At 65.2% G+C, this 22,002-nt stretch carries 19 protein-coding genes; 12 read left to right on the forward strand and 7 right to left on the reverse strand.

Features of this window, described 5'->3' with window-relative positions; translation table 11 throughout:
- Nucleotides 1-38 precede the first annotated feature (38 nt).
- Genes ACFFP0_RS02205 through ACFFP0_RS02215 form a run of 3 tightly spaced genes read left to right on the forward strand, consistent with a single transcriptional unit; the run spans nt 39 to nt 3,994 of the window.
- Entirely contained in the window at nt 39-1,331 is a 1,293-nt protein-coding gene (locus tag ACFFP0_RS02205; protein ID WP_377255482.1) for an ABC transporter substrate-binding protein, read from the forward strand.
- Between the two features lie 57 nt (nt 1,332-1,388).
- On the forward strand, nt 1,389-2,888 hold the full coding sequence (locus ACFFP0_RS02210) for a sulfatase family protein (RefSeq protein WP_377255485.1): 1,500 nt from the start codon (nt 1,389-1,391) through the stop codon (nt 2,886-2,888).
- A complete protein-coding gene (locus tag ACFFP0_RS02215) occupies nt 2,885-3,994 on the forward strand; it encodes an ABC transporter ATP-binding protein (RefSeq protein ID WP_377255488.1) in 1,110 nt (369 codons plus the stop codon). The genes ACFFP0_RS02210 and ACFFP0_RS02215 overlap by 4 nt, the downstream gene beginning before the upstream one ends.
- A gap of 39 nt (nt 3,995-4,033) precedes the next feature.
- On the opposite strand, the gene ACFFP0_RS02220 is transcribed toward ACFFP0_RS02215, so the two are convergent.
- On the reverse strand, nt 4,034-4,441 hold the full coding sequence (locus ACFFP0_RS02220) for a low affinity iron permease family protein (protein ID WP_377255491.1): 408 nt from the start codon (nt 4,439-4,441) through the stop codon (nt 4,034-4,036).
- Nucleotides 4,442-4,671: 230 nt separating this feature from the next.
- Nucleotides 4,672-6,030: an amidase gene (locus ACFFP0_RS02225; RefSeq protein WP_377255493.1), complete on the reverse strand. Its 1,359-nt coding sequence runs from the start codon at nt 6,028-6,030 to the stop codon at nt 4,672-4,674.
- Between the two features lie 163 nt (nt 6,031-6,193).
- Between ACFFP0_RS02225 and ACFFP0_RS02230 the strand changes: the two genes are divergently transcribed.
- Nucleotides 6,194-6,493, forward strand: a complete 300-nt coding sequence (locus ACFFP0_RS02230) for a hypothetical protein (RefSeq protein WP_377255496.1) — start codon at nt 6,194-6,196, stop codon at nt 6,491-6,493.
- 5 nt (nt 6,494-6,498) lie between these two features.
- On the opposite strand, the gene ACFFP0_RS02235 is transcribed toward ACFFP0_RS02230, so the two are convergent.
- Entirely contained in the window at nt 6,499-7,353 is an 855-nt protein-coding gene (locus ACFFP0_RS02235; protein ID WP_377255499.1) for a glycerophosphodiester phosphodiesterase, read from the reverse strand.
- Nucleotides 7,354-7,691: 338 nt separating this feature from the next.
- Here ACFFP0_RS02235 and ACFFP0_RS02240 point away from each other — a divergent pair, with 338 nt between their 5' ends.
- On the forward strand, nt 7,692-8,108 hold the full coding sequence (locus ACFFP0_RS02240) for a DUF983 domain-containing protein (RefSeq protein ID WP_377255502.1): 417 nt from the start codon (nt 7,692-7,694) through the stop codon (nt 8,106-8,108).
- Nucleotides 8,109-8,139: 31 nt separating this feature from the next.
- On the opposite strand, the gene ACFFP0_RS02245 is transcribed toward ACFFP0_RS02240, so the two are convergent.
- Both ACFFP0_RS02245 and ACFFP0_RS02250 read right to left on the reverse strand, forming a co-directional pair.
- On the reverse strand, nt 8,140-8,424 hold the full coding sequence (locus tag ACFFP0_RS02245) for a hypothetical protein (RefSeq protein WP_377255505.1): 285 nt from the start codon (nt 8,422-8,424) through the stop codon (nt 8,140-8,142).
- A complete protein-coding gene (locus ACFFP0_RS02250; RefSeq protein WP_377255508.1) occupies nt 8,421-9,731 on the reverse strand; it encodes an NAD(P)/FAD-dependent oxidoreductase in 1,311 nt (436 codons plus the stop codon). The genes ACFFP0_RS02245 and ACFFP0_RS02250 overlap by 4 nt, the downstream gene beginning before the upstream one ends.
- 71 nt (nt 9,732-9,802) lie before the next feature.
- Here ACFFP0_RS02250 and ACFFP0_RS02255 point away from each other — a divergent pair, with 71 nt between their 5' ends.
- The gene (locus ACFFP0_RS02255) at nt 9,803-9,982 is read left to right on the forward strand and encodes a hypothetical protein (RefSeq protein WP_377255511.1); all 180 of its coding nucleotides are present in this window, start codon (nt 9,803-9,805) and stop codon (nt 9,980-9,982) included.
- A 103-nt stretch (nt 9,983-10,085) separates the two neighbouring features.
- On the opposite strand, the gene treY is transcribed toward ACFFP0_RS02255, so the two are convergent.
- Nucleotides 10,086-12,629 (reverse strand): malto-oligosyltrehalose synthase, encoded by a 2,544-nt coding sequence (gene treY / locus ACFFP0_RS02260; protein WP_377255514.1) that lies wholly within the window; start codon nt 12,627-12,629, stop codon nt 10,086-10,088.
- Nucleotides 12,626-14,440 carry a malto-oligosyltrehalose trehalohydrolase gene (treZ, locus tag ACFFP0_RS02265; RefSeq protein ID WP_377255517.1) on the reverse strand — a complete coding sequence of 605 codons (1,815 nt, stop codon included), beginning with the start codon at nt 14,438-14,440 and terminating at the stop codon, nt 12,626-12,628. The genes treY and treZ overlap by 4 nt, the downstream gene beginning before the upstream one ends.
- 196 nt (nt 14,441-14,636) lie before the next feature.
- Here treZ and ACFFP0_RS02270 point away from each other — a divergent pair, with 196 nt between their 5' ends.
- From ACFFP0_RS02270 to lpdA, 6 genes are all read left to right on the forward strand, one after another.
- Nucleotides 14,637-15,767, forward strand: coding sequence for an acyl-CoA dehydrogenase family protein (locus ACFFP0_RS02270; protein WP_377255520.1), 1,131 nt, complete (start codon nt 14,637-14,639; stop codon nt 15,765-15,767).
- Between the two features lie 10 nt (nt 15,768-15,777).
- Entirely contained in the window at nt 15,778-16,545 is a 768-nt protein-coding gene (locus ACFFP0_RS02275; protein ID WP_377255523.1) for an SDR family NAD(P)-dependent oxidoreductase, read from the forward strand.
- A gap of 67 nt (nt 16,546-16,612) precedes the next feature.
- Nucleotides 16,613-17,863, forward strand: coding sequence for a thiamine pyrophosphate-dependent enzyme (locus tag ACFFP0_RS02280; RefSeq protein WP_377255525.1), 1,251 nt, complete (start codon nt 16,613-16,615; stop codon nt 17,861-17,863).
- 238 nt (nt 17,864-18,101) lie between these two features.
- Nucleotides 18,102-19,115 (forward strand): alpha-ketoacid dehydrogenase subunit beta, encoded by a 1,014-nt coding sequence (locus ACFFP0_RS02285; RefSeq protein WP_377255528.1) that lies wholly within the window; start codon nt 18,102-18,104, stop codon nt 19,113-19,115.
- 1 nt (nt 19,116) lies between these two features.
- On the forward strand, nt 19,117-20,418 hold the full coding sequence (locus ACFFP0_RS02290) for a dihydrolipoamide acetyltransferase family protein (protein WP_377255531.1): 1,302 nt from the start codon (nt 19,117-19,119) through the stop codon (nt 20,416-20,418).
- Nucleotides 20,419-20,522: 104 nt separating this feature from the next.
- Complete coding sequence (gene lpdA / locus ACFFP0_RS02295; RefSeq protein WP_377255534.1) at nt 20,523-21,920, forward strand: dihydrolipoyl dehydrogenase; 1,398 nt, start codon at nt 20,523-20,525, stop codon at nt 21,918-21,920.
- Nucleotides 21,921-22,002 lie beyond the last annotated feature (82 nt).

A 22,002-nucleotide genomic window follows, 5' to 3' on the forward strand; every position in this document is an offset into this window, starting at 1 on the left:
GTCCGGCGAAACGCATCATCATGAGGAGGAGGAGTGAAATGCGCTTGAAGAAATCTGGCTTTTCCCTCGAACGGCGACAATTGCTGAAGGTGGGCATCGGCGGCACGACCGCGCTGTGGCTGGGGCTGGGCGACCAGGCCTTTGCCGCGAACGGCGCGGTGAAAGTATCCTGGTACGGGGGGCAGGATACGCATGAGCGCATGCAGAAGGCGCTCAAGTTGTTCACCGAGAAGAATCCGGACATTCCGACCACGGTCGAATTCGCGCCGTTCAACGAGTTCTGGGATCGTTTGCCGGTACAATATGCGGGCGGCGGGGCGCCGGACATGCACCGGCACTCGATGACCTATCTCTACAGCTACATCAAGCGCGGATTGCTTGCCGACCTCACGCCCCATATCGGCTCGACGATCGACATTTCCAAGCTCTATCCCGGCGTTGTCGAGATCGGAACGAGGAACGGCAAGACCAATGCGATCGGCAACAACCAGATCGCGTTCGCGCTTTTCTACAACAAGGAAAAGCTGGACAAGGCCGGTGTCACCGGCAAGCTCGACGGCCTGACATGGGACGGGTTCCGGGACATTTCCGTCGCGCTCGGCAAGGCCGGCGGCAATCAGCACTACGGGACCAATGACGGCGGCGGCATCCTGGCGTTTCTCGAACTGTTCGTGACCCAGCGCGGCAAGTCGCTCTACGTGGATGACGGGCTCGGCTTCGAACGGCAGGATCTCGTCGACTGGTACGCCTTCTGGCAATCCATGCGGGACGAACAAGGTGCGCCGCCGCCCGCCATCACCTCGGAGAGCGCCGGTTTCCAGAACGCACCCATGGTGCGCAACATGGCGGCCATGCAGACGGGCTGGTGCCAGCAACTCGTCTTCTTCCAGGCGCTGATGAAGCAGGAGCTCGGCATTCGCGCCTGCCCGAGCCCCGCAGGGGCGGCCGACAATGGCCATCTCATCCGCGCGCTCGATTTCTGGGTCGTGCCGGCGCGTTCGAAGAATATCGACAAGGCCGCGAAGCTCATCGATTTCCTGCTGAACGACGAGGAAGCGATCGGGATTCTGGGGCTGACGCTCGGCGGACCGGCCTCGGACAAGGCCTCCGATATCCTGTCGAAATCGGTCGACAAGACGAGCGGCCTGGTCCTCGACTATCTGAAGGACCTGCGGCCGCGGGCGTCGAAGAAGACGCCGGGCTGGATCGCCGGCCATGGGGAACTGGAATCGCTCCTGAAGCGCCTCAACGAGTCGATCGGCTTTGCCCAGACCACCCCCAAGGACGCCGCGGACACCTTCTTCTCGCAGGCGGTCTCCATCCTCAGGTGACGTGACGACGGCGGGCGGCGGCGGCCGCCGTCCGCCCCATCAATGGAGCATGTTTCCATGAACAGCAAACCCAACATCGTGCTGGTCATGACCGACCAGCAAAGGGCGGACTTCTTCGCCTCCGAAGGCTTTCCCGTCGACACCATGCCGCGCGTCGAGGCGCTCGGCCGGTCGGGCATGCGCTTTCGCCACGCCTATACGCCGACACCGGTCTGCACGCCGGCCCGTGCAAGCCTGATGACGGGGCGTTTTCCCAAGGCGACGCGCGTCAAGCAGAACTGGTCGCCCAGAGAGAACGTCACCTATGCCGTCGACCTGCCCCGGGTTCTCCGCGCCGCCGGCTATACGATCAACCTGGCCGGCAAGAACCATAGCCATCTCGCTCCGGAGGACTTCGATTTCCACGGCGGCCCCTATAGCCACACCGACGGTCCCGCCGACCGGGCGACGCCGCTGGAGCGGGAGTTCGATCAATGGCTGTTCGATCTTGACCATCACGTCTCGACGGAGCCGACGCCATTCCCGCTGTCGACCCAGCTTTGCTCGCGCATCGTGGACGATGCCATACGCTGCGTGGACGATAACGGCGAAGCCCCCTTTTTCCTCTGGCTCTCCTTTCCGGAGCCGCACAATCCCTATCAGGCGCCGGAGCCGTATTTTTCGATGTTTTCGCCCGGGGAGATGCCCGGCCGTCTCGGCTCACGCGAAAGCACCATCGCCCGTGGAGGCCAATGGCGATGGCTCGCAGACCTCTTCGAGCGGAAGCGGCCCGGTTACGACGCCGACTGGCGGCGTTATCGGGCGGTCTATGCGGGCATGATCCGCATGCTGGACGACCAGATAGCCCGCTTCCTCGATCACCTCGATGCGAAGGGGCTTTCCGAGGACACCGTCGTGATCTTCGTTTCCGATCACGGCGACTATGCCGGCGATCACGGCCTGCAGCGGAAGGGGGCCGGCCTGCCGGAATGCCTGATCCGCGTGCCGATGTCGTTCACCGGGCCCGGCGTCGTCGCGCGGGACAACGGCACCGACTTCGTATCGCTTGTCGATATCTTCCCGACCGTCTGCGAGATGATCGGCTCGCCGATCCCCGCCGGCGTCCAGGGGCGGAGCCTGTGGCCGATGCTGACGGGCGCCGATTATCCGAAGCGCGAATTCGACAGCATCTATTCCGAACTGGGAACAGGCGACCTGCCCTACGGGCCGGGAGAGCGGCCGGAGCTGCATTTCCCCTATGAGGGCCGAAAGCTGGACGAGCTGAATGCCGCGACACAGAGCGGGAACCTGAAGATGGTCCGCAAGGGCGATTTCAAGCTGACCTTCGACGTCATGGGGCGGGGCGGGCTTTTCGACCTCAGCCGGGACCCCGGCGAGCTTCACGATCTCTATGGCGATCCGGGCCACGCCGCAAAAAGGACGGAGATGCTGGAGGCGCTGCTGTCCTGGACGATCCGGACGGAGGACAGCCTTCCGCGCGCGAAATACATCCCGAAGGTCGCCGAGCACGGATGGTACTGGCTCGATGGCGACGACAATGCTGGAGCAGGACAATGACGGCGATCAGCCTCAAGGACATCCGCAAGTCATACGGTTCGCTGGAAGTGATCAGCAATATCGACCTCGATATCGAGCGGGGGGAGTTCGTCGTCTTCGTCGGCCCGTCCGGCTGCGGCAAGTCAACGCTGCTGCGGATGATTGCGGGTCTCGAAGGTATCAATTCCGGCGATCTGCTGATCGGGGACATGCGAGCCAACGACATCCCCCCGTCGCAGCGCGGCATTGCCATGGTCTTCCAGTCCTATGCGCTCTATCCGCATATGAATGTCTATGACAATCTCGCCTTCAGCCTGAAGATCGCCCGTATCGACAGGGCGGAGATCGATCGCCGCGTCCGCATCGCCGCCGACATGCTGCAGCTCGGCCCCTATCTCAAGCGCCGCCCGCGCCAGCTCTCCGGCGGCCAGCGCCAGCGTGTCGCCATCGGCCGGGCCATCGTGCGCGAGGCCGAGGTCTTCCTGTTCGACGAACCCCTGTCCAATCTCGACGCGGCGCTGCGGGTCGCCACCCGTATCGAGATCGCGAGGCTGAAGGAACGGCTTCCCGACACGACGATGATCTACGTCACCCACGACCAGGTCGAGGCGATGACGCTGGCGGACCGGATCGTCGTCCTGAACGGTGGCCGCATCGAACAGGTCGGCCGGCCCGTCGAGCTCTACGATACCCCCCGGAACATGTTCGTGGCCGGTTTCATCGGCTCGCCGGCCATGAACTTCCTGCCGGTCGATCTGGCTTTCGAGGGCGGTGCCGCGCGTATCGAGCACGGCGGCAGGCCGTTGCCGCTCGCCCGTTTCGCCGCCGGTGGCCGCGCGGGCCGCGAGCGGGGCACTCTCGGAATCCGGCCCGAGCATCTGCGGATCGGTTCCGCCGGGCAGGCGCTGGTTTCCGGAGCGGTCGATCTGGTCGAGCATCTGGGGGAGGTGACGATCGCCTATCTGCGGCTGCCCGGCGATATCTCCGTGACCGTCAAGCTGGAGCGCACCCAGGATCTGAAGAAAGGGGAGGCCCTTCATCTGACCGCCGATCCGGCCGATCTTCACGCCTTCGACCAATCGGGCTCGGCGCTGGCCCGCCGCGGCGATGCCGGGGCATATGCGTAGGTCTTCTTGAGGGCTGGCCCGTGACGTCGCGCCGGAGGTTCATCGGCGGGAAAGCAGGCGTCCGACGGCGCTGTGAGGTCTCGGCTCGTCATCCTGGCGGCCGCAGCTTTTCTCAAGGCGGGCACGAATCTTCTCGATCTCGTCATCGGTCAGATGCTCGATCCCGATAAAGTCCGAACGGGCCTGCTCGACGGCGCGCAGCAGTTCGTCGAGCTTGGCCTCCATCGCGGCGGCATCCCTGTTCTGGGAATTCTGGACGAGAAACACCATCAGGAAGGTGACGATCGTGGTTCCGGTATTGATCACCAGTTGCCAGACCTCGGAGAACCCGAAGAACGGTCCGGTGACGCCCCATATGAGGACGGCGGAAAGGGCAAGGATGAAGGTCATCGGGGACCCGGCGAAATAGGCCGTATTTTCCGCGAAGCGTGTGAAAAGCTTCTTCATCCGGCTCCTTCCCATCTTTCGCCCCTCTCTCCCGTCCCTCGCGGCATGCGGTTTTCGGCCAAGGCGACACGCCGGCTGTCTTCCGCAGGAGCGAGCATGACGGCATCCGCGCATCGCCGCGCCGAGACCGGTCGGGATAACGGGGCGGGGCGGGAAACGTTCCCGGCGGGTATTGGAGGACGTGCCTGTCGGGGGGCGGGGAGGAGCGGAGGCGGCAGAGCCGCCATCGCCTAGCCCCTGACGATTTCCTCATAGGCCAGGGCGGCCTCGAGCACCGCTTCGTCGCGGTTGGCGTTTGCCGACAGCAGCAAGCCGACCGGCATGTCCTGATCGCCGGTGCCGCAGGGGATCGAAACGCCGCACCAGTCGAGGAAGTTGCCGAGCAGCGTGTTGCGCAGCGTCTTGCCGTTCGCGGCGAAGAAAGCCTCGTCCTGCGCCAGGTCGGCGATCTTCGGCGCGACATGGGCAACCGAGGGGAAGGCGACGAACCGGTCGCCGATCAGCGCCTCCGTCTCCGCGACAAGCCGAGCGCGGGCCTCGCGGATGGCGATATAGTCCGGCAGGGTGATCTTTTCGCCGAGCCTGGTGCGGGCGACCACCCGCTGGTCCATGTCGGCCGCTTCCGGCCCCAGGAGACGGTCGCGATGCAGGGCGAAAGCCTCGGCATTGACCAGCGCGCCGCGGCTCGCCATCAGCGCCAGGATCTCGCCGAATGCCGGAAACGCGATGCGGCTTACCTTGCAGCCGGCTTTTTCCAGGCGTCCGATCGCCGTTTCGAAGGCGGCCACCACACCCGGCTCGGCGCCGTCGAAGACGATGTCGGTCGGGATGACGATATCGAGCGGGGCGGTCGGCTTGCGGGCGGTCTGCGGCACGGAAAGCCCGCGCATGGCGGCATCGATCCAGACCGCATCCTGCACCGTGCGGCAGAGGGGGCCGAGCGAATCGAGGCTGGTGGCGAGCGGGTAGACGCCGTCCATCCGGTAACGGCCGCGCGTCGCCTTGTAGCCGACGATGCCGTTCAGCGCCGAGGGAATGCGGATCGAGCCGCCGGTATCCGTGCCCATGGCGACCGGTACGAGGCCGGCGGCCACGGCGACGCCCGAACCGGAAGAGGAGCCTCCCGGAATGCGCGGCGCGTCCTTGCCCTTCGCGTTGCGGGGCGTGCCGTAATGCGGGTTGATGCCGATGCCGGAGAAGGCGAATTCGCTCATGTTGGTGCGGCCGACCGCGACCATGCCCGCCTGCTTCAGCAGATTGACGATCGCCGCGTCCTTTGCGGCCGGTGCGGCGGTCTTCAACACCTTGGAACCGGCGGTGGTCGGCAGGCCCTCGATATCGAAGAGGTCCTTCCAGGCGATCGGAATGCCGTCGAGCAGGCCGAGCGAGCGGCCTTCCCTGAGGCGCTTCGAGGAGGCCCGCGCCTCGGACAGCGCCCGGTCCTTCAGAAGCGAGACGAAGATCGCCTTGTCGGGATGGGCCTCGATACCGGCGAGCACCGTTTCCGTCACCTCCAGCGGATCGACCGCTCCCGTCTGGATCAGCGCGGAAAGCTCGGCAATCGACATGGCTCCGTAGGATTTCGTCACGGTTCTCGTCCTCTCCATTCGGTCATTGGCGGCTGAAATGTGTAGCGGATATTTTGGCGATGGGTAGAAGATTCATGCGCCGGGCGGAAGAAGGGAACCTCCGTCCGCCCATCGAGTTGAGCCAAATCCGTCACCGCGCGGGAAAACCGGGAAGGACCACTCCATGAGAATCACCATCGCCATCGCCGGGCTCGTCATGCTGCTCGCGGGCTGTACCAGCGACAATTCCGGCACCACGGCCTATCTGGACATGGGGCCGGGAATCCGGCCCATTCCGGGCAGCATCACCTACGGGGGCCAGCCGCGGACCCGCCTCACCAAGGCGCCTGTCGGCAGCATCGTGCCGCATGAGTTCCGCAACCAGCTCGGCCAGCGGGTCGAGGAGACCTATATCATCCAGCCCGACCGCAGCCTGAAGCTGGTCAGCCGGCGTGTCCATCGCGGGCCGTTCTGGGACGATTGAGCGGTTCAGCCGGCGATCTTCGACCAGGCGCGTTCGGTGGCGGGCGCTTCGTCGGTGGTGATCTGGTCCGGTTTCAGCGCCATCAGGGCGGCGAAATCGCGGGCTTCGGCCTCGTCGAAGCCCGCATCCGGGTTCCTGAGGTTGAATGTCCAGGCGTCGACCAGCTTGCCGGCATCATGGCAGAGGCCGATCATGTCGAACCCGGCCCTGGCGGCATCGAGCAGCATCGGCCAGTAAAGATAGATCGTGTCCGGTTCGGTGGGGCCGCGCAGGTCGGCCAGCAGTTCCTTCTCGACCGCTCCCCAGCCCGCCGCCCCGTGGATCTCGCCGAGCTTGTCGGTCGGGTCGATGCCGCGCTTCAGGCCGGGCAGCCGTTTCGCGACCGCGACGATGAGGTTGAGGTCGTGGCCGCTGACGATGACCGAGGCGCCGGCCCCGGCAAAACGGTCGGCGAGGTGATCCAAGCCGCGTTCGCCGATCACGGCGAGCGTGTCCTTCATGTCGAACTGCAGGAGCGCGTCCGGATGGGCGGTCTCCAGCATCGTCGCCAGGTCCTCGCTGAGGATCGGGGGATGGCCGCCGCTCTTCAGCCGGAGGCCGCGGATATCGTCCGCCGACGTTTCGGCGATGAAGCCGTGGCCGTTCGTTTCGCCTTCGAGCGTTTCGTCATGCAGCACGACGAAGCCGCCATCGGCGCGCACCCTGAGGTCGAGTTCGGTCGAAGCGCCGAGCCGGAAACCCTCGGCCATCACTCCGGCGGAAAACAGGGGGTCGTTGAAGCTGCGGCGCAGGCGGTGCCATTTGAGCCGGGTGAAATGGCCGCGATGGGCGATGCCGAGGCCTGAAAATCCAGATGTCATGGGCTTCCGTCAAAAAGCTGCGGGACGATTCGATTGCCGGCAGACTATGCATTTCGCATCCTCCGTCATAAAGCGCCGTGCGCCCTTTCGGACGCACAAAGGACGCTCTACCCTCTTGAATTCAAGCATCGTGCTTTCCGAAAATCGATTCCGATTTTCGGGCCGATGCTGTAGATCAGTCACAGAAGTTTCATGCCGGGGCTCCATCGCGGGCGGTTTTCACAAGCCGCTTCCCGGCGAGGCGAATTGACGCGTGTCAAGGGAATGTCTTGCTGCGGGAGCCTGTTGGACGGTATGGCCGAACCACCGATTGTATCCTGTCACGAAAGGCAGATGTCATGGCACATGACGCCAACTGGGCTCCGCTTTCGCCCTACAGTACCGGCATTCGCGGCCGTTGCCCGCGCTGCGGCCAGGGACACCTTTTCAACGGCTTCCTGACGCTGAGGCCGAAATGCGAGGTCTGCGGCCTCGACTATTCCTTTGCCGATCCCGCGGACGGTCCGGCCTTCTTCGTCATCTGTTTCGCCTGCGTGCCGAGCGTGGCGCTGGCCGTCTGGATCGAGGTCATGTTCCAGCCGCCGTTCTGGGTGCATTTGCTGATTTCGCTGCCGGTGCTGATCCTGACCTGCGTCCTGCCGCTGCGGCCGCTCAAGGGGTGGCTCGTCAACAGCCAGTATTTCTACAAGGCCGAGCAGGGCAAGATCGACAGAGGTCCGGGCAATCCCCAGACGGGCGACAGGCAAGGCGGCTGACGCAGGAAAGCGGCCGCGCTCCCCGCGCCGGTCACGTTCGCCGGCCTATCTCACGCGCGAGGTCGTCGAAACAGAATGTCTCGCCGTGTTCATGCGCCTCGTTTGCCAGGAGGAGGAGGCGGATCGGAAAGGCGACGGCCTTCTGGTGGGAGCTGGAGATGGTCAGCTGTTTTTCGTCGGCCAGCACCGCACGTTCTGCGGTCTGCAGGACATCCTGGATTTCGACATTAGACAAGAGGCCCTTCTCGACCAGAAGCCTGTTGATGGCGGCAAGAGCGAGATAGAGACCTTCGAGCTGCGGGTTGGCTGTGTTCATGTCTCGGTCCTTTGCGTGGAGGACGGCACGAAGGCGGCGGCATTCTCGTCGATCAGCCGGGCTCCGCGCTGCCGGGTCAGATAGCGCCAGATCCACTGGATGCTGACGAGCAGGCGCTTTTCGAAATTGACGAGCAGGTAGACGTGCACGATCGCCCACAGCAGCCAGGCGACGTGGCCCTTCAGCGTCCATCTGCCGAAGTCGAAGATCGCCGCGTTCCGGCCGATCACCGCCGTATTGCCGCGATCGTGGAAGCGGAAAGGCCCGGCGGCCTTGCCATCCAGCAGTTTCTCCTTCAGCGCCTTGCCGAGGTATTCGCCCTGCTGCTTGGCGACCTGGGCAAGCGCCGGCAGCGGCTTGCCGTCTTCCGCAAGGCCGAGGGCGGTGTCGCCGATCGCAAAGATGTCCGGGAAACCGGTGATCGACAGATCCGGCTCGACCGGAATGCGTCCGCCGGCCTTGCCTTCGATGCCGAGCCACTTGCCGGCCGGTGAGGCTTTCACGCCGGCGCCCCAGATGACGCAGCCGGTGCGGATGCGCGTGGAGCCAGCCACGACCTCGTCCTTGGTCACGGACACCACGGGCAGGTTGGTCAGCACCTCCACGCCCGTCTTCTCAAGCTCCCGGAGGGCGTATTGCACGAGGTTGTCGGGAAAGGCGGCGAGGATCTTGGGGCCTGCCTCGACGAGGACCACCCGCATCTGGTCGTGTTCGAGCTTGCGGAAATCACGGGTGATCATGAAACGGCCGAGTTCGGCGATGGCGCCGGCCATTTCCACGCCGGTGGGGCCGCCGCCGATGATGACGCTGGTCAGCAATGCCTTCTTTTCGTCCGGGTCCCGGGAGAGCTCGGCCTTCTCGAAGGCCAGGAGCAGGCGCTGGCGGATGAGCCGCGCCTCATGGATGGTCTTGAGGCCGGGCGCCCAGGTCCGCCAGTCGTCATGACCGAAATAGTTGTATTCCGAGCCGGTGGCGATCACCAGCCGGTCGTAGGGCAGGGAGGAGCCGCCGTTGAGCCTTACCGTCCTTGCCGCGGCGTCGACGCCGGTGACTTCGGCCAGCATGACCTCGATGTTGCGATAGCGCCCGAGCGTGCGCCGTATCGGCTCGGAAATATCCGCCGGGGAAAGGGCGGCGGTCGCGACCTGATAGAGGAGCGGCTGGAAGAGATTGTGGTTGCGCCGGTCGATAACCGTCACGTCGATCGCGGCATTGCCGAGTGCGCGGGCGGCGGCGAGGCCTGCAAAGCCCGCACCGACGATGACCACGCGCGGCGTCCCTGCCTGGGGCATGCTCGCCTGGGGCATGCTCCCCTTTTCGTTTCGCGACGGTTCTCCGGTCATTTCACCCCACCCTTCGACGGAGATCGAAACTCCGCATGACGCTCGTTCAACACATGTGGAACCGGTTTGTTCCGGGGGTATTTTACCGGAACATTTCCCGTTTCGCGCCGTTCAATCCACAAGATCGAAAGGAGAATGCGATGAACAGCATCATCTGGTTGGTGGGGGCTATCGTCATCATCATAGCGATTCTGAATCTCGTCGGATTCGCTTGATTTCATTCGGCATTTTGCCGGAACTTCAACTTCCTCAAGAGAATCAAGGCGCTCTCCGGTCCCCGGGCAGCGCCTTGACTTCGCCGGCCGATGCGCCTGTCATTCATTCGGCCAGGAGAAGCGCGAAGGGATGATCGGCGAAAACCTCGCCGATCGCTACCCGGCCCGTCACGTCGATCGGTTTGCCCGTACAGATGTCGCGGTAACGTCGGTTGGCGAATTTCTCGGAAAGCGCGACCTCGGTCATCGCCCAGCCTTCCGGACGGTGCGTCGCTGGCTCCATTTGCAGGGCGCTGAAGACAAGGCGCGGGGCGATGACGATCAGCGCGTCGTCGGATTCGGCGCGGGCAAAAGCGAGGATGTGTTCCGCACGCGGGCCTTCCACCTGCAATGCCACATATTCGCCCTTCCGGAACAGCGTCGGTGCTTCCTGGCGCAGGTGCAGCAGGGCGGCGACGACATGCTGTTTCAGCCGCCCGCTCCGCCATTCCATCTCGGGCGCCGACCTGAGTTCTCCCCTTTCGGAAAGCTGTTTCCGCAACATCTCGAAATCGGGTTCCCGGCGGTTGTCCGGATCGACGAGGCTGAGGTCCAGCCCCTCGCTGCCCTGGTAGATATCCGGCACGCCCGGAGCGGCAAGCTTGACGATCGTCTGGGTGATGCCGTTCACCAGACCGGCGCGGATGAACGGGTGCAGGGTGTCGGCGAAGTCCGTCAGGAAAACCCGGTTTGCGGGGGAAAGCAGGTTTCGGGCATAGGCAATCACCGCCGTCTCATAGGCTTCGTTGACATTGCCCCAACTGGTGCGCAGCTTGGCTTCCCGAAGTGCTTTCTCGACATATGCCGCGAAGCGCTCTTCCAGCGCCTTCAGACCTTCCGCGTTTCCGGGATGCAGGTCCACCGGCCATGCGCCGGCCAGCGCCTGATAGAGCATCCATTCGACCGCGGGTTCGGGAGCCGGGCCGTCGTCCAGCGCCGTGATGGCCGCCCTGTTCATGTCGCGCCAGCGGGCTACCGCACCGGCCCAGAGTTCCGGCGCTTCGCTGATCGCATAGAGCCGGGCGCGGGTATCCTCGCCGCGCTTGGTATCGTGGGTCGACGTGCCGGAGAGAGCGTCCGGCTCCCTTTCGAGGCGCGTCCGCATGTCCGTATGGAAACGGTCGAGCGAGAGGGACCGGGCCAGCGGCTCGGCGCCGACCTCGTTCAGCGCGAGCAGCGCATGGTGCCGGTAGAAGAGCGTGTCTTCCACGGATTTTGCCATCAGGGGGCCGGTGAGCTGCTGGAACCGGGTGCGGAAGATCGAGGCCCGGCCGGCCGCCGCCTGCTCGACATCGCCGGTCAGGATGCGTTCCAGAAAGGCAAGTGCCCGGGCGTCTGGTGTATCCGGGCCGTTGCGCACCGTTTCGAGGACCTTCGACAATATCTCGCGATCGCGCTGCGGCAGACCGGCCTGCGTGCCATAGGTGCGATAGACCGGGAAGGCGACGAGCAATTCCCTCAAGGCGGCTTGCACCACGGCTTCGGAAAGCGTGGATTCGCGGTCTTCGGCGCGGCCGATCTGCAGGGCAAGCTTCAGGAGCGCTGCAACTTCACCTGCGAAGTTGTTGTCCACCATCAGCAATTTCGCGTCGCGAAGTCCGGCTTCCATGTCGACGGGCCGGCCGATACATCTGCTGTAGGTCTCGCGGAGCGTATCGAGGTTGCCGCCATCCACGAGCATATTGCTCAGCGTCGCGATGAACTCGTAGCCGGTCGTGCCGGAAACCGGCCAGCCGGGCGGGAGGCGCTCTCCCTCGCCGAGGATTTTTTCGACGACGATATAGCAGTCCGGACCCGCCTCGTGGCGGAGCCGTTCGAGATACCTCCCGGGGTCGGCGAGGCCGTCGACATGATCGATGCGCAACCCATCGACGGCGCCGGTGCGGACGAGTTCGAGGACGAGCCGGTGTGTGTCGTCGAAAACGGAACCGTCTTCGACCCGGACGCCCACGAGGCCGGCGATCTCGAAGAAGCGACGGTAGGAAAGATCGCGCGGTGCCTCGCGCCAGGACATCAGCCGGTAGGGCTGCAGGTCGTGAAGCCGGGCGATTGCGGCGCTGCCGGCGCTCCTGAGGACTTCGCCTTCGCGGCCAGCATAACTTGCCGGGGCGAGCGGATAGAAGGTCCCGCAACAGGCGAGGGACGGTTTGCCGGTCTTCGGATCGGGCCTCACCGAAATCTCGCCGGCGTTCAGCACCGTTTCGAACGTATCGCGGAGGAAGGGCAGTGTCAGGCGGCGGGACCAGTCGATGTCGAAATGACGGGCATAGCGGCTTTTCTCGCCGTTTTCGATCACATCGCGCCACCAGGGGTTTTCGAGCGAGGCGGCCATGTGGTTCGGCACGATATCGAGGAGCAGGCCGAGGCCTTCGGCCTTGAGCGCCTTGACCAGACGGTCGAAACCCTCGCGGCCGCCGATCGCGGGGTCGATCTCGCCGGCATCGACGATGTCATAGCCGTGCGTCGAGCCGGACGTGGCCGCAAAGACCGGCGATGCGTAGAGATGGCTGATCCCAAGCCGTTTGAGATAGGGCACCAGCACCGCCGCGCGGTCGAAGGTCATGCCGTTGCGGAACTGGATGCGATAGGTGGCGGTCGGGACCTTCATCTCGGTTCTCCGGCGGATGCGAGGCGTACCGCGATCGAGTTCGGCGGCAGATGTTCGGTGCGTGCCGGCCATGCGAAGATCGTCCTGCCGGGCTGATCGGGCAAGGGTTGCGCCGTTTCTCCGATGTTGAACGCCATCGAGAGCGTGGCTTTCGGGACATTCCACGCGATCGCGACGAAGCCCCTGTCGGTCTTCACCACCTTGCCGCAGCGGCCTCGCGCCGCGCCCAGCAGCGGCACGACATATTGCCTGCGCAGTTCCAGCAGCGCCCTGGTGAACCCGTACCATTCCCTGCCGTCGGGCGACTGAAGCTTGTTCCAGTCGAGCGTGGAGAAATCGAAGGTCGTCTTCGCATTCGGGTCCGGCACCGCTGTGCCGTCTTCGTGGCCCGCATGGCCTTCGAATTCCTTGCGGCGGCCGTCGCGCACGGCCTCGGCCAGATCGCCGTGGAAATCCGTGAAGAACAGGAACGGATCGGTCTCGCCATATTCCTCGCCCATGAAGAGGAGCGGGACATGGGGCGAGAGGAGCAGGGCGGCCAGCAGGACCCTCGTCCTGTCCGCGCCGGCAAGCGAGATCAGCCTTTCGCCCTGTGCCCGGTTGCCGACCTGGTCGTGGTTCTGGATGAAATCCACGAAGGCGGCCGGCGGCTGGTCGATGCTTGTCGCTCCGCGCCTCTGCCCGGTCCGAGGCGAAATATCGCCCTGATAGGCAAAGCCCTCCGCCAGTGCGCGGGCGAGCAGCTTTTCAGGCTCATGCCCGAAATCCTGATAGTAGGCATGCGTCTCGCCGGTCGCGAGGACATGGGCGGCGTTGTGAAAATCGTCGTTCCATTCCGCGGTGAAGAGGGGCGTCCCGCCGTTCCCGTCACGGGGGTGCAGAGAGATTATGTTGCGGTTGTCCTCCGTCGTCAGGTGGACCGGCCGGTCGGTGATCTCGGCCCGGATACGCTCGGCGATTTCGACCAGAACATGCTTTCCGGACCTGTCCTCGATCACGTCGACCGCATCGAAGCGCAGTCCGTCGAGATGGAATTCCTCCAGCCAGTAAAGCGCGCATTCGACGATGTAGCGCCGCACCGGATCGACATCATAGGCGATCGCCGCGCCCCAGGGCGTCATCTTTTCCCGGTGGAAGAAGGACGGGGCGAGCAGCGGCAGGTAATTGCCTTCCGGGCCGAAATGGTTGAGCACGATATCGAGCACGACCGACAGGCCATGGCCGTGGGCGGCATCGACGAAGGCCTTGAAATCCTCCGGCGGCCCGTAGGCCGCATGGGGGGCGTAGAGCAGCGCGCCGTCATAACCCCAGCCGCGATTGCCCCCGAAATGCGCGACCGGCATGATCTCGACCATCGTGACGCCGAGCTCCGCCAGGTGGGCCAGCCTGCCCGTCGCGGCACGGAACGTGCCCTCCTTCGTGAAGGTGCCGACATGGAGTTCGTAGACGACCGTTTCTTCCCAGGGGCGTCCCTTCCAGCCGGTGTCCTGCCAGGCATAGCTGGTGGGGTCGATGACGAGGGAGGGGCCGCTCACATCGTCTTTCTGGCCACGGGAGGCCGGGTCGGGAACGACCGTGCCGTCGGCCAGCACGTAGCTGTATTCGGCGCCCGGCGCGACGCCGGTCGCCAAAAGCTCGAACCAGTCGTCGTCGCTGCGGCTCATCCCGGTGTCTTCGCCGTCGAGGCGCAATGCGACGGTCTTCTGTCCCGGCGCCCACAGACGGAAGCGGACCTCGCCGGCCGCGACATAGTCAGCGCCCCATGTCTTCGGAAAAGCGCGGAATTCGGCGATGGCGTCCAGTTCCGACATAGCGATCGTTCCCGGTTGGAGGAGACCGGCAAACGGCCGAAGGAGCACTCGGTTCCATCGTGATTCCACAGCACGGCAATCGCGCAATAAAATTGCTGAAACGTGCAACAAATAACAAGTTCACGGGAGTGGTCCGCCGCTGATTCCAGCTCTAGATTAGATGTCATGCAGACGGTTTCGAGGAGGAGATCTTTGCATGCTGACCGATGAGGAGGAGCTCATCCGTTCGACGGCCGCGGAGTTTTCCCGCGAGGTGCTGAAGCCCGGGGCCGCCCGGCGCGACAGGTCGCACGCGATCGAGCCGGGCGTGCTGAGACAGCTCGGCGAACTTGGCTTTCTCGGCATGCGCACCAGCGAGGAATGGGGCGGTGTCGGCTGTTCCTACGTCGCTTACGCGAGCGCCCTGATGGAAATCGCCGCCGGCGACGGCGCCGTCTCGACGCTTGTCAGCGTCCACAACTCTCCCGTCTGTTCGTTGCTCGATGCGCATGCTTCCGATGCCCAGAAGGAAAGGTTCCTGCGGCCGCTTGCCGAAGGCCGGCATATCGGCGCTTTCGCGCTGACCGAGGCCGATACGGGTTCGGATGCGGCCGCGATCCGCACCCGCGCTGCGAAGGACGGCAGCGACTACGTCGTCAACGGTTCCAAGATGTTCATCACGTCCGGCAAGATCGCCGGCACGATCATCATCTTTGCGGTGACCGATCCCGCCGCCGGCAAGCGTGGCATTTCCGCTTTCGTGACGTCCACCGACGCGCCCGGCTTTTCGATCTCGAAGATCGAGGACAAGCTTGGCCAGCGGGCCTCGGACACCGCGGCGCTGATGTTCGACAACCTGCGCATCCCCGAAAGCCAGCGGATCGGGCCGGAAGGCGCGGGGCTGAAGATCGCGCTTTCCGGGCTGGAGGCGGGTCGCATCGGCATCGCCGCCCAATGCGTCGGCATGGCCGAGGCCGCCTTCGACGTGGCGCTCACCTATGCCCGGGAGCGCAAGACCTTCGGCAAGATACTGCTGGACCATCAGGCGATCGCCTTCCGGCTTGCGGAGGCGAAGACCCAGATCGAGGCGGCGCGGCAGCTCGTGCTGCATGCCGCGCGGCTGAAGGATCGCGACGAACCCTGCCTTTCCGAAGCCTGCATGGCAAAACTCTTCGCGTCCGAGATGGCCGAGCAGGTCTGTTCCGCGGCGATCCAGACGCTCGGCGGTTACGGTTACATTTCCGATTTCCCGGTCGAGCGCATCTATCGCGATGTCCGCGTCTGCCAGATCTACGAAGGCACGTCCGACATCCAGAAGATCATCATCGCCCGCGGCTTTGCGAACTAGGAGGGTGGGGATGCGGATAGAAGGTGGAAACTTTCTCGTCACGGGCGCCGCCTCGGGCCTGGGGCTTGCGACCGCTGCAATGCTTGTCGAAGCCGGTGGCAACGTCGCGCTGCTCGATCTCGACGAGGCGAACGGCCAGGCAAGCGCTGATGAACTCGGCAGCGGCGCGATCTTCGTTCGGACCGACGTGCGCAGCGGGGAGGCGGTCGAATGGGCGATCGCCCGCGCCGAGGCCGCCAGCGGGCCGCTCCGTGGCGCCATCTGCTGCGCCGGTGTGGCGCCCTCGGAAAAGGTGCTCGGCAAACAGGGCGTGCATGCGCTTGCAAGTTTCGCCCGTGCGCTGGAAATCAACACGATCGGCACGTTCAACGTAATCCGGCTGGCGGCGCAGGCCATTGCGAGGACAGAGCCGAACGGGGAGGGCGAGCGCGGCGTGCTGGTCGCCACCGCCTCGGTTGCTGCTTACGACGGGCAGATCGGCCAGGCCGCCTATTCCGCCTCCAAGGCGGCGGTGGCCGGCATGACGCTGCCGATCGCCCGCGAGCTTGCCCGCGACGGCATCCGCATGATGACGATCGCGCCCGGCATTTTCGAGACGCCGATGATGGCGGGTTTTTCAGACGAGGTGCGCGCCTCGCTCGGCAAGTCGGTGCCGTTTCCGCCGCGGCTCGGAAGGCCTCCGGAATTCGCGCGCCTCGTCCGCGACATCATCGAAAACCCGATGCTCAACGGTGAAGTGATCCGCCTCGACGGAGCGTTGCGCATGGCTGCGCGTTGAATGGCCCTGCGTTGAATGGCTCTGCGTCGACGCGCTGAAACACTCGGTTCTTTGGGAGGAGAAGCGAATGACGGACGGACAGATTTCCAACCCGACGGGCAGGCTCAGCCTGCATGTGCCGGAACCGGAGGTGAGGCCGGGCGGCAAGCCGGATTTCTCCAACGTGACGATCCCCAAGGCGGGCTCGGTGCGCCGGCCGGAGGTGAACGAGAACCCCGAAGCGATGCGTGATCTCGCCTTCTCGATCATCCGCGTCCTGAACCGGGAAGGGGAGGCCGTCGGTCCCTGGGCCGGGTCGCTGACCAGCGAGGAGCTGATGGAGGGCCTGCGGCACATGATGCTGCTGCGCGCCTTCGATAGCCGCATGCTGATGGCGCAGCGGCAGGGCAAGACCTCGTTCTACATGCAGCATCTCGGCGAGGAGGCGGTCTCCTGCGCCTTCCGCAAGGCGCTTCTTCCAGGCGACATGAATTTTCCGACCTATCGGCAGGCGGGCCTGCTGATCGCCGGCGGCTATCCGATGGTCGACATGATGAACGAGATCTATTCGAACGACGCCGACCCGCTGAAGGGCCGCCAGCTTCCCGTTCTCTATTCCTCCAAAGAATACGGTTTCTTCACGGTCTCCGGCAACCTGGCGACCCAGTATATCCAGGCGGTCGGCTGGGCGATGGCGTCCGCGATCAGGAACGACACGAAGATCGCCGCCGGCTGGATCGGCGACGGGGCGACGGCGGAAAACGATTTCCACGCGGCGCTCGTCTTCGCCTCCACCTATCGCGCGCCGGTCATCCTCAACGTCGTCAACAATCAATGGGCGATCTCCACCTTCCAGGGGGTTGCCCGAGGCGGGTCGGGAACGTTCGCCGCCCGCGGGCTCGGTTACGGCCTGCCGTCGCTGCGCGTCGACGGCAACGATTATCTGGCCGTGCATGCGGTCGCAAAATGGGCGGCGGAGCGGGCGCGGCGCAACGTCGGCCCGACGCTGATCGAATACGTCACCTATCGCGTGGGCGCCCATTCCACCTCCGACGATCCTTCGGCCTACCGTCCCAAGGAGGAGTCCGAGGCCTGGCCGCTTGGCGATCCGGTCATCCGGCTGAAGAACCATCTCATCCGCATCGGCGCCTGGAGCGAGGAGCGTCACACGCAGATGGAGGCGGAAATCCGCGACACGGTCGTTGCGGCGCAGAAGGAGGCGGAGCGCCACGGCACGCTCCATTCCGGCGGACGGCCCTCGATGCGGGACATGTTCGAGGGTGTCTATGCGGAAATGCCGCCGCACCTGAAACGCCAGCGCCAGCAGGCGGGAGTGTGAGGATGGTTTCGTTGAACGTTGCTAGCCGGAGCCCTCTCAACCGCCTGCCGGCACCTTCTCCCCGCCGGGGAGAAGGGATGACGCGGCAACCTCTCCAGTCCCCCCGGAAATTTGGAAAAGAGGAAGTGTGCCGCGTCATCTCGATTCTCCTCTCCGCTCGGGGAGAGGGTGGCCGAGCGAAGCGTAGGCCGGGTGAGGGGGCCGCCCTTTCCAGCCCAACCGTATCGGAGGCCTACCCATGGCACGCATGACGATGATCGAGGCGATCCGCAGCGCCATGGACGTCTCGATGGAACGCGACGGCGACGTGGTCGTGTTCGGCGAGGACGTCGGCTATTTCGGCGGCGTCTTCCGCTGCACGCAGGGGCTGCAGCAGAAATACGGCAAGACGCGTTGCTTCGACGTGCCGATCAACGAATCCGGTATCGTCGGCGCGGCGATCGGGATGGCGGCCTACGGGCTGAAGCCCTGTGTCGAGATCCAGTTCGCCGATTACATGTACCCGGCCTACGACCAGCTTACCCAGGAAGCGGCGCGGCTGCGCTACCGCTCGAACGGCGATTTCACCTGCCCCGTGACGATCCGCATGCCGACCGGCGGCGGCATTTTCGGCGGGCAGACGCACAGCCAGAGCCCCGAGGCGCTGTTCACCCATGTCTGCGGGCTGCAGGTCGTGGTGCCGTCCAATCCCTACGATGCAAAAGGCCTGTTGATCTCCTCGATCGAGAACCCGGACCCGGTGATCTTCCTGGAGCCGAAACGGCTCTATAACGGCCCGTTCGACGGACACCACGACCGGCCCGTGACGTCCTGGACTGCGCATCCGCTGGGCGAGGTTCCGACAGAGCACTACACCGTGCCGCTCGGCAAGGCGGTCGTGCGCCGTCCCGGCTCCGCGATCACCGTGCTCGCCTACGGCACGATGGTGCATGTGGCCGAGGCGACGGCGGAGGAGACCGGCATAGACGCGGAGGTGATCGACCTGCGCACGCTGCTGCCGCTCGATCTCGAAACCATCGTCGCCTCGGTCAGGAAGACCGGCCGCTGCCTGGTGGTGCACGAGGCGACGCTGACCTCCGGTTTCGGGGCGGAGCTGGCGGCGCTGGTGCAGGAGCACTGCTTCTATCATCTCGAAGCGCCGATCGTGCGCGTCGCCGGCTGGGACACGCCTTATCCGCATGCGCAGGAATGGGACTATTTCCCGGGGCCGGCCCGCGTCGGCCGCGCGCTGCGCGAAATGATGGAGGCTTGAGATGAGCGAGAAGATCATCAAGCTGCCGGATGTCGGCGAAGGCGTCGCGCAGGCGGAGCTTGTCGAATGGCATGTCGATATCGGCGATATCGTGCGGGAAGACATGGTGCTCGCCGCCGTGATGACCGACAAGGCGACGGTCGAGATTCCTTCGCCCGTCGAGGGCGAAGTCACCTGGAGGCATGGCGGGATCGGCGACATGATCCCCGTGGGAACGACGATCCTCAAGATCAGGACATCGGGCGAGGGCGGCGGGGAGGAGCCGGAGATCGAGCTGCCGGCGGAACGGCCGCGACAGCCCGCGAGCGAGCCGAAGCCGGCGCCAGCCGCCGAGCCGCCGAAACCGCCGCAGGAGCTTGCCGCACCGAAGCCGGTCGCGGCATCCGCGCCGAAGGCCGGCGCCGCCGCTTATGGAGCGCCGCGCGCCGGGGGCGAAAGGCCGCTTGCGCCGCCGGCCGTGCGCCTGCGGGCGAAGGAGACGGGCGTCGACCTCCGGCAAGTCACCGGAACCGGTCCGGCCGGGCGCATCACGCATGAGGACCTCGATGCCTTCCTGAACCGTGAAAGCGGCGCGGGCGCGGCAACCGGCCTTGTACCGGACAAGAGCGTGCAGGAGATCAGGATCGTCGGCCTGCGCCGGCGCATCGCGGAGAAGATGGCGCTTGCGGCGTCGCGCATTCCCCACATCACCTATGTGGAGGAAGTGGACATGACGGCGCTGGAGGAGTTGCGCGGCCGGCTGAACGGCAACCTGAAGCCCGGCAGACCGAAGCTCACCATCCTGCCTTTCCTGATGCGCGCGATGGTGAAGGCGATCGCCGAACAACCCGGCATCAACGCGCATTTCGATGACGAGGCGGGTGTCGTCCGCCAGTTCGGCGGCGTGCATATCGGCATTGCGGCGCAGACGCCGGCGGGCCTTGTCGTGCCGGTGGTCAAGCATGCCGAGGCCCGCGACGTATTCGACTGCGCCCGCGAGGTGGTGCGTCTGAGCGAGGCTGCGAAGAACGGAACGGCCCAGCGCGAGGAACTGACCGGCTCGACCATCACCATCAGTTCGCTGGGCGCGATGGGCGGCATCGTGTCGACGCCGGTCATCAATCATCCGGAGGTGGCGATCGTCGGCGTCAACAAGCTGGCGATCCGGCCGCATTGGGACGGGACGCAATTTACGCCGCGCAAGATGATGAACCTGTCCTCCAGCTTCGACCACAGGGTGATCGACGGCTGGGATGCGGCAACTTTCGTGCAGCGGCTGAAGGCGCTTCTGGAAACGCCCGCGCTGATATTCGTCAGCGAATAGGCCCGGAGACCGGTTCCGGTTTTCGAAAAGGCACAATTCGCGGACGCAAAGACCTGGAGCGTTCCTGTGCATCCGGAGGATGCGAGTGAGGTGGAAGAAGAACGATGAAGGAAATCACCTGCAAGCTTCTCGTCTTGGGAGCCGGTCCGGGGGGCTATGTCTGCGCCATCCGGGCCGGCCAGCTCGGAGTGGATACGGTCATCGTCGAGATGGCGAAGCCCGGCGGCACCTGCCTCAATATCGGCTGCATCCCCTCCAAGGCGCTGATCCACGCGGCCGACGATTTCCACAAGGCCATGGCGATGGCGGCGGGCCGCAATGCGATGGGCATCCGGGCGGGGAGCCCCGCGATCGACCTGGCGAAGACCATGGCCTGGAAGGACGGCATCACCGGCCGGCTGACCATGGGCGTGTCGGGGCTTCTGAAGAAGGCCGGCGTCAAGATCGTCGTCGGACGCGCGAAATTCCGCGACGGCAAGACCGTGGCAGTGGAGACGGAGACCGGCGAGCAGGTCATCCGGGCGGAGAATATCGTCATTGCCACGGGCTCCGCACCGGTCGAGCTGCCCGTGCTGCCCTTCGGCGGCAAGGTGATTTCCTCCACGGGCGCCCTGTCGCTCACCGACGTGCCGCAAAGGCTGGCGGTGGTGGGGGCAGGCTATATCGGCCTCGAACTCGGCATCGCCTTCGCCAAGCTCGGGTCGAAGGTGACGATCGTGGAAGCGCTCGGCCGCATCCTGCCGCTCTACGACGCGCAGCTCACCCAGCCGGTGGCGAAGCGGCTGTCGGTGCTCGGCGTCGACGTGCTTCCGGGGACGCAGGTGAAGGGCATGTCCTCGAATGGCGAGGCGCTGCTCGCCGAAACCGGCGATGGCGAGGAGCGGCGTATCGCCGCCGACAAGGTGCTCGTCACGGTCGGACGCAGGCCGGTGACCGAAGGCTGGGGGTGCGAGGAACTGGAACTCGACATGGACGGCCGGTATCTCCGCATCGATGAGCAGTGCCGTACCTCGATGCGCGGCATCCATGCGGTCGGCGACGTGACCGGCGAGCCGATGCTGGCGCACCGCGCGATGGCGCAGGGCGAGATGGTGGCGGAAATCGTCTCGGGGAAACGCCGGAGCTGGGACAGGCGCGCCATTCCCGCCGTCTGCTTCACCGACCCGGAAATCGTTTCGGTCGGCCTCTCGCCGGACGAGGCGCGGGCGGGTGGCCGGGAGGTCAAGATCGGCCAGTTCCCGTTCACGGCGAATGGCCGGGCGATGACGCTGTCGTCGGAGGAAGGCTTTGTCCGTATCGTGGCGCGGGCCGACAATCATCTCGTGCTCGGCATTCAGGCGGTCGGGGCAGGGGTGTCGGAACTGTCCGCGGCCTTTTCGCTTGCCGTGGAGATGGGAGCGCGGCTGGAGGATATCGCAGGAACGATCCATGCCCATCCGACGCAGTCGGAGGGTCTTGCGGAGGCTGCGATGAAGGCGCTGGGGCATGCGCTGCATGTGTGATGACGATTGAGTTGATACCCCGAGGTCCCCTCATCCGCCTGCCGGCACCTTCCCCGGTGGGGAGAAGGGCAATGGTCGCATT

The sequence above is a fragment of the Neorhizobium puerariae genome (assembly GCF_042429745.1).
Taxonomy (GTDB): domain Bacteria; phylum Pseudomonadota; class Alphaproteobacteria; order Rhizobiales; family Rhizobiaceae; genus Neorhizobium; species Neorhizobium puerariae.

Excerpts from the sequence above, each read along its gene's own strand:
- ACFFP0_RS02205 (WP_377255482.1), top strand. The coding sequence starts at position 39 with ATGCGCTTGAAGAAATCTGGCTTTTCCCTCGAACGGCGACAATTGCTG.
- ACFFP0_RS02210 (WP_377255485.1), top strand. The coding sequence starts at position 1,389 with ATGAACAGCAAACCCAACATCGTGCTGGTCATGACCGACCAGCAAAGG.
- ACFFP0_RS02215 (WP_377255488.1), top strand. The coding sequence starts at position 2,885 with ATGACGGCGATCAGCCTCAAGGACATCCGCAAGTCATACGGTTCGCTG.
- ACFFP0_RS02220 (WP_377255491.1), bottom strand. The coding sequence starts at position 4,441 with ATGAAGAAGCTTTTCACACGCTTCGCGGAAAATACGGCCTATTTCGCC.
- ACFFP0_RS02230 (WP_377255496.1), top strand. The coding sequence starts at position 6,194 with ATGAGAATCACCATCGCCATCGCCGGGCTCGTCATGCTGCTCGCGGGC.
- ACFFP0_RS02235 (WP_377255499.1), bottom strand. The coding sequence starts at position 7,353 with ATGACATCTGGATTTTCAGGCCTCGGCATCGCCCATCGCGGCCATTTC.
- ACFFP0_RS02240 (WP_377255502.1), top strand. The coding sequence starts at position 7,692 with ATGGCACATGACGCCAACTGGGCTCCGCTTTCGCCCTACAGTACCGGC.
- ACFFP0_RS02245 (WP_377255505.1), bottom strand. The coding sequence starts at position 8,424 with ATGAACACAGCCAACCCGCAGCTCGAAGGTCTCTATCTCGCTCTTGCC.
- ACFFP0_RS02250 (WP_377255508.1), bottom strand. The coding sequence starts at position 9,731 with ATGCCCCAGGCGAGCATGCCCCAGGCAGGGACGCCGCGCGTGGTCATC.
- ACFFP0_RS02255 (WP_377255511.1), top strand. The coding sequence starts at position 9,803 with ATGACGCTCGTTCAACACATGTGGAACCGGTTTGTTCCGGGGGTATTT.
- treY (WP_377255514.1), bottom strand. The coding sequence starts at position 12,629 with ATGAAGGTCCCGACCGCCACCTATCGCATCCAGTTCCGCAACGGCATG.
- treZ (WP_377255517.1), bottom strand. The coding sequence starts at position 14,440 with ATGTCGGAACTGGACGCCATCGCCGAATTCCGCGCTTTTCCGAAGACA.
- ACFFP0_RS02270 (WP_377255520.1), top strand. The coding sequence starts at position 14,637 with ATGCTGACCGATGAGGAGGAGCTCATCCGTTCGACGGCCGCGGAGTTT.
- ACFFP0_RS02275 (WP_377255523.1), top strand. The coding sequence starts at position 15,778 with ATGCGGATAGAAGGTGGAAACTTTCTCGTCACGGGCGCCGCCTCGGGC.
- ACFFP0_RS02280 (WP_377255525.1), top strand. The coding sequence starts at position 16,613 with ATGACGGACGGACAGATTTCCAACCCGACGGGCAGGCTCAGCCTGCAT.
- ACFFP0_RS02285 (WP_377255528.1), top strand. The coding sequence starts at position 18,102 with ATGGCACGCATGACGATGATCGAGGCGATCCGCAGCGCCATGGACGTC.
- ACFFP0_RS02290 (WP_377255531.1), top strand. The coding sequence starts at position 19,117 with ATGAGCGAGAAGATCATCAAGCTGCCGGATGTCGGCGAAGGCGTCGCG.
- lpdA (WP_377255534.1), top strand. The coding sequence starts at position 20,523 with ATGAAGGAAATCACCTGCAAGCTTCTCGTCTTGGGAGCCGGTCCGGGG.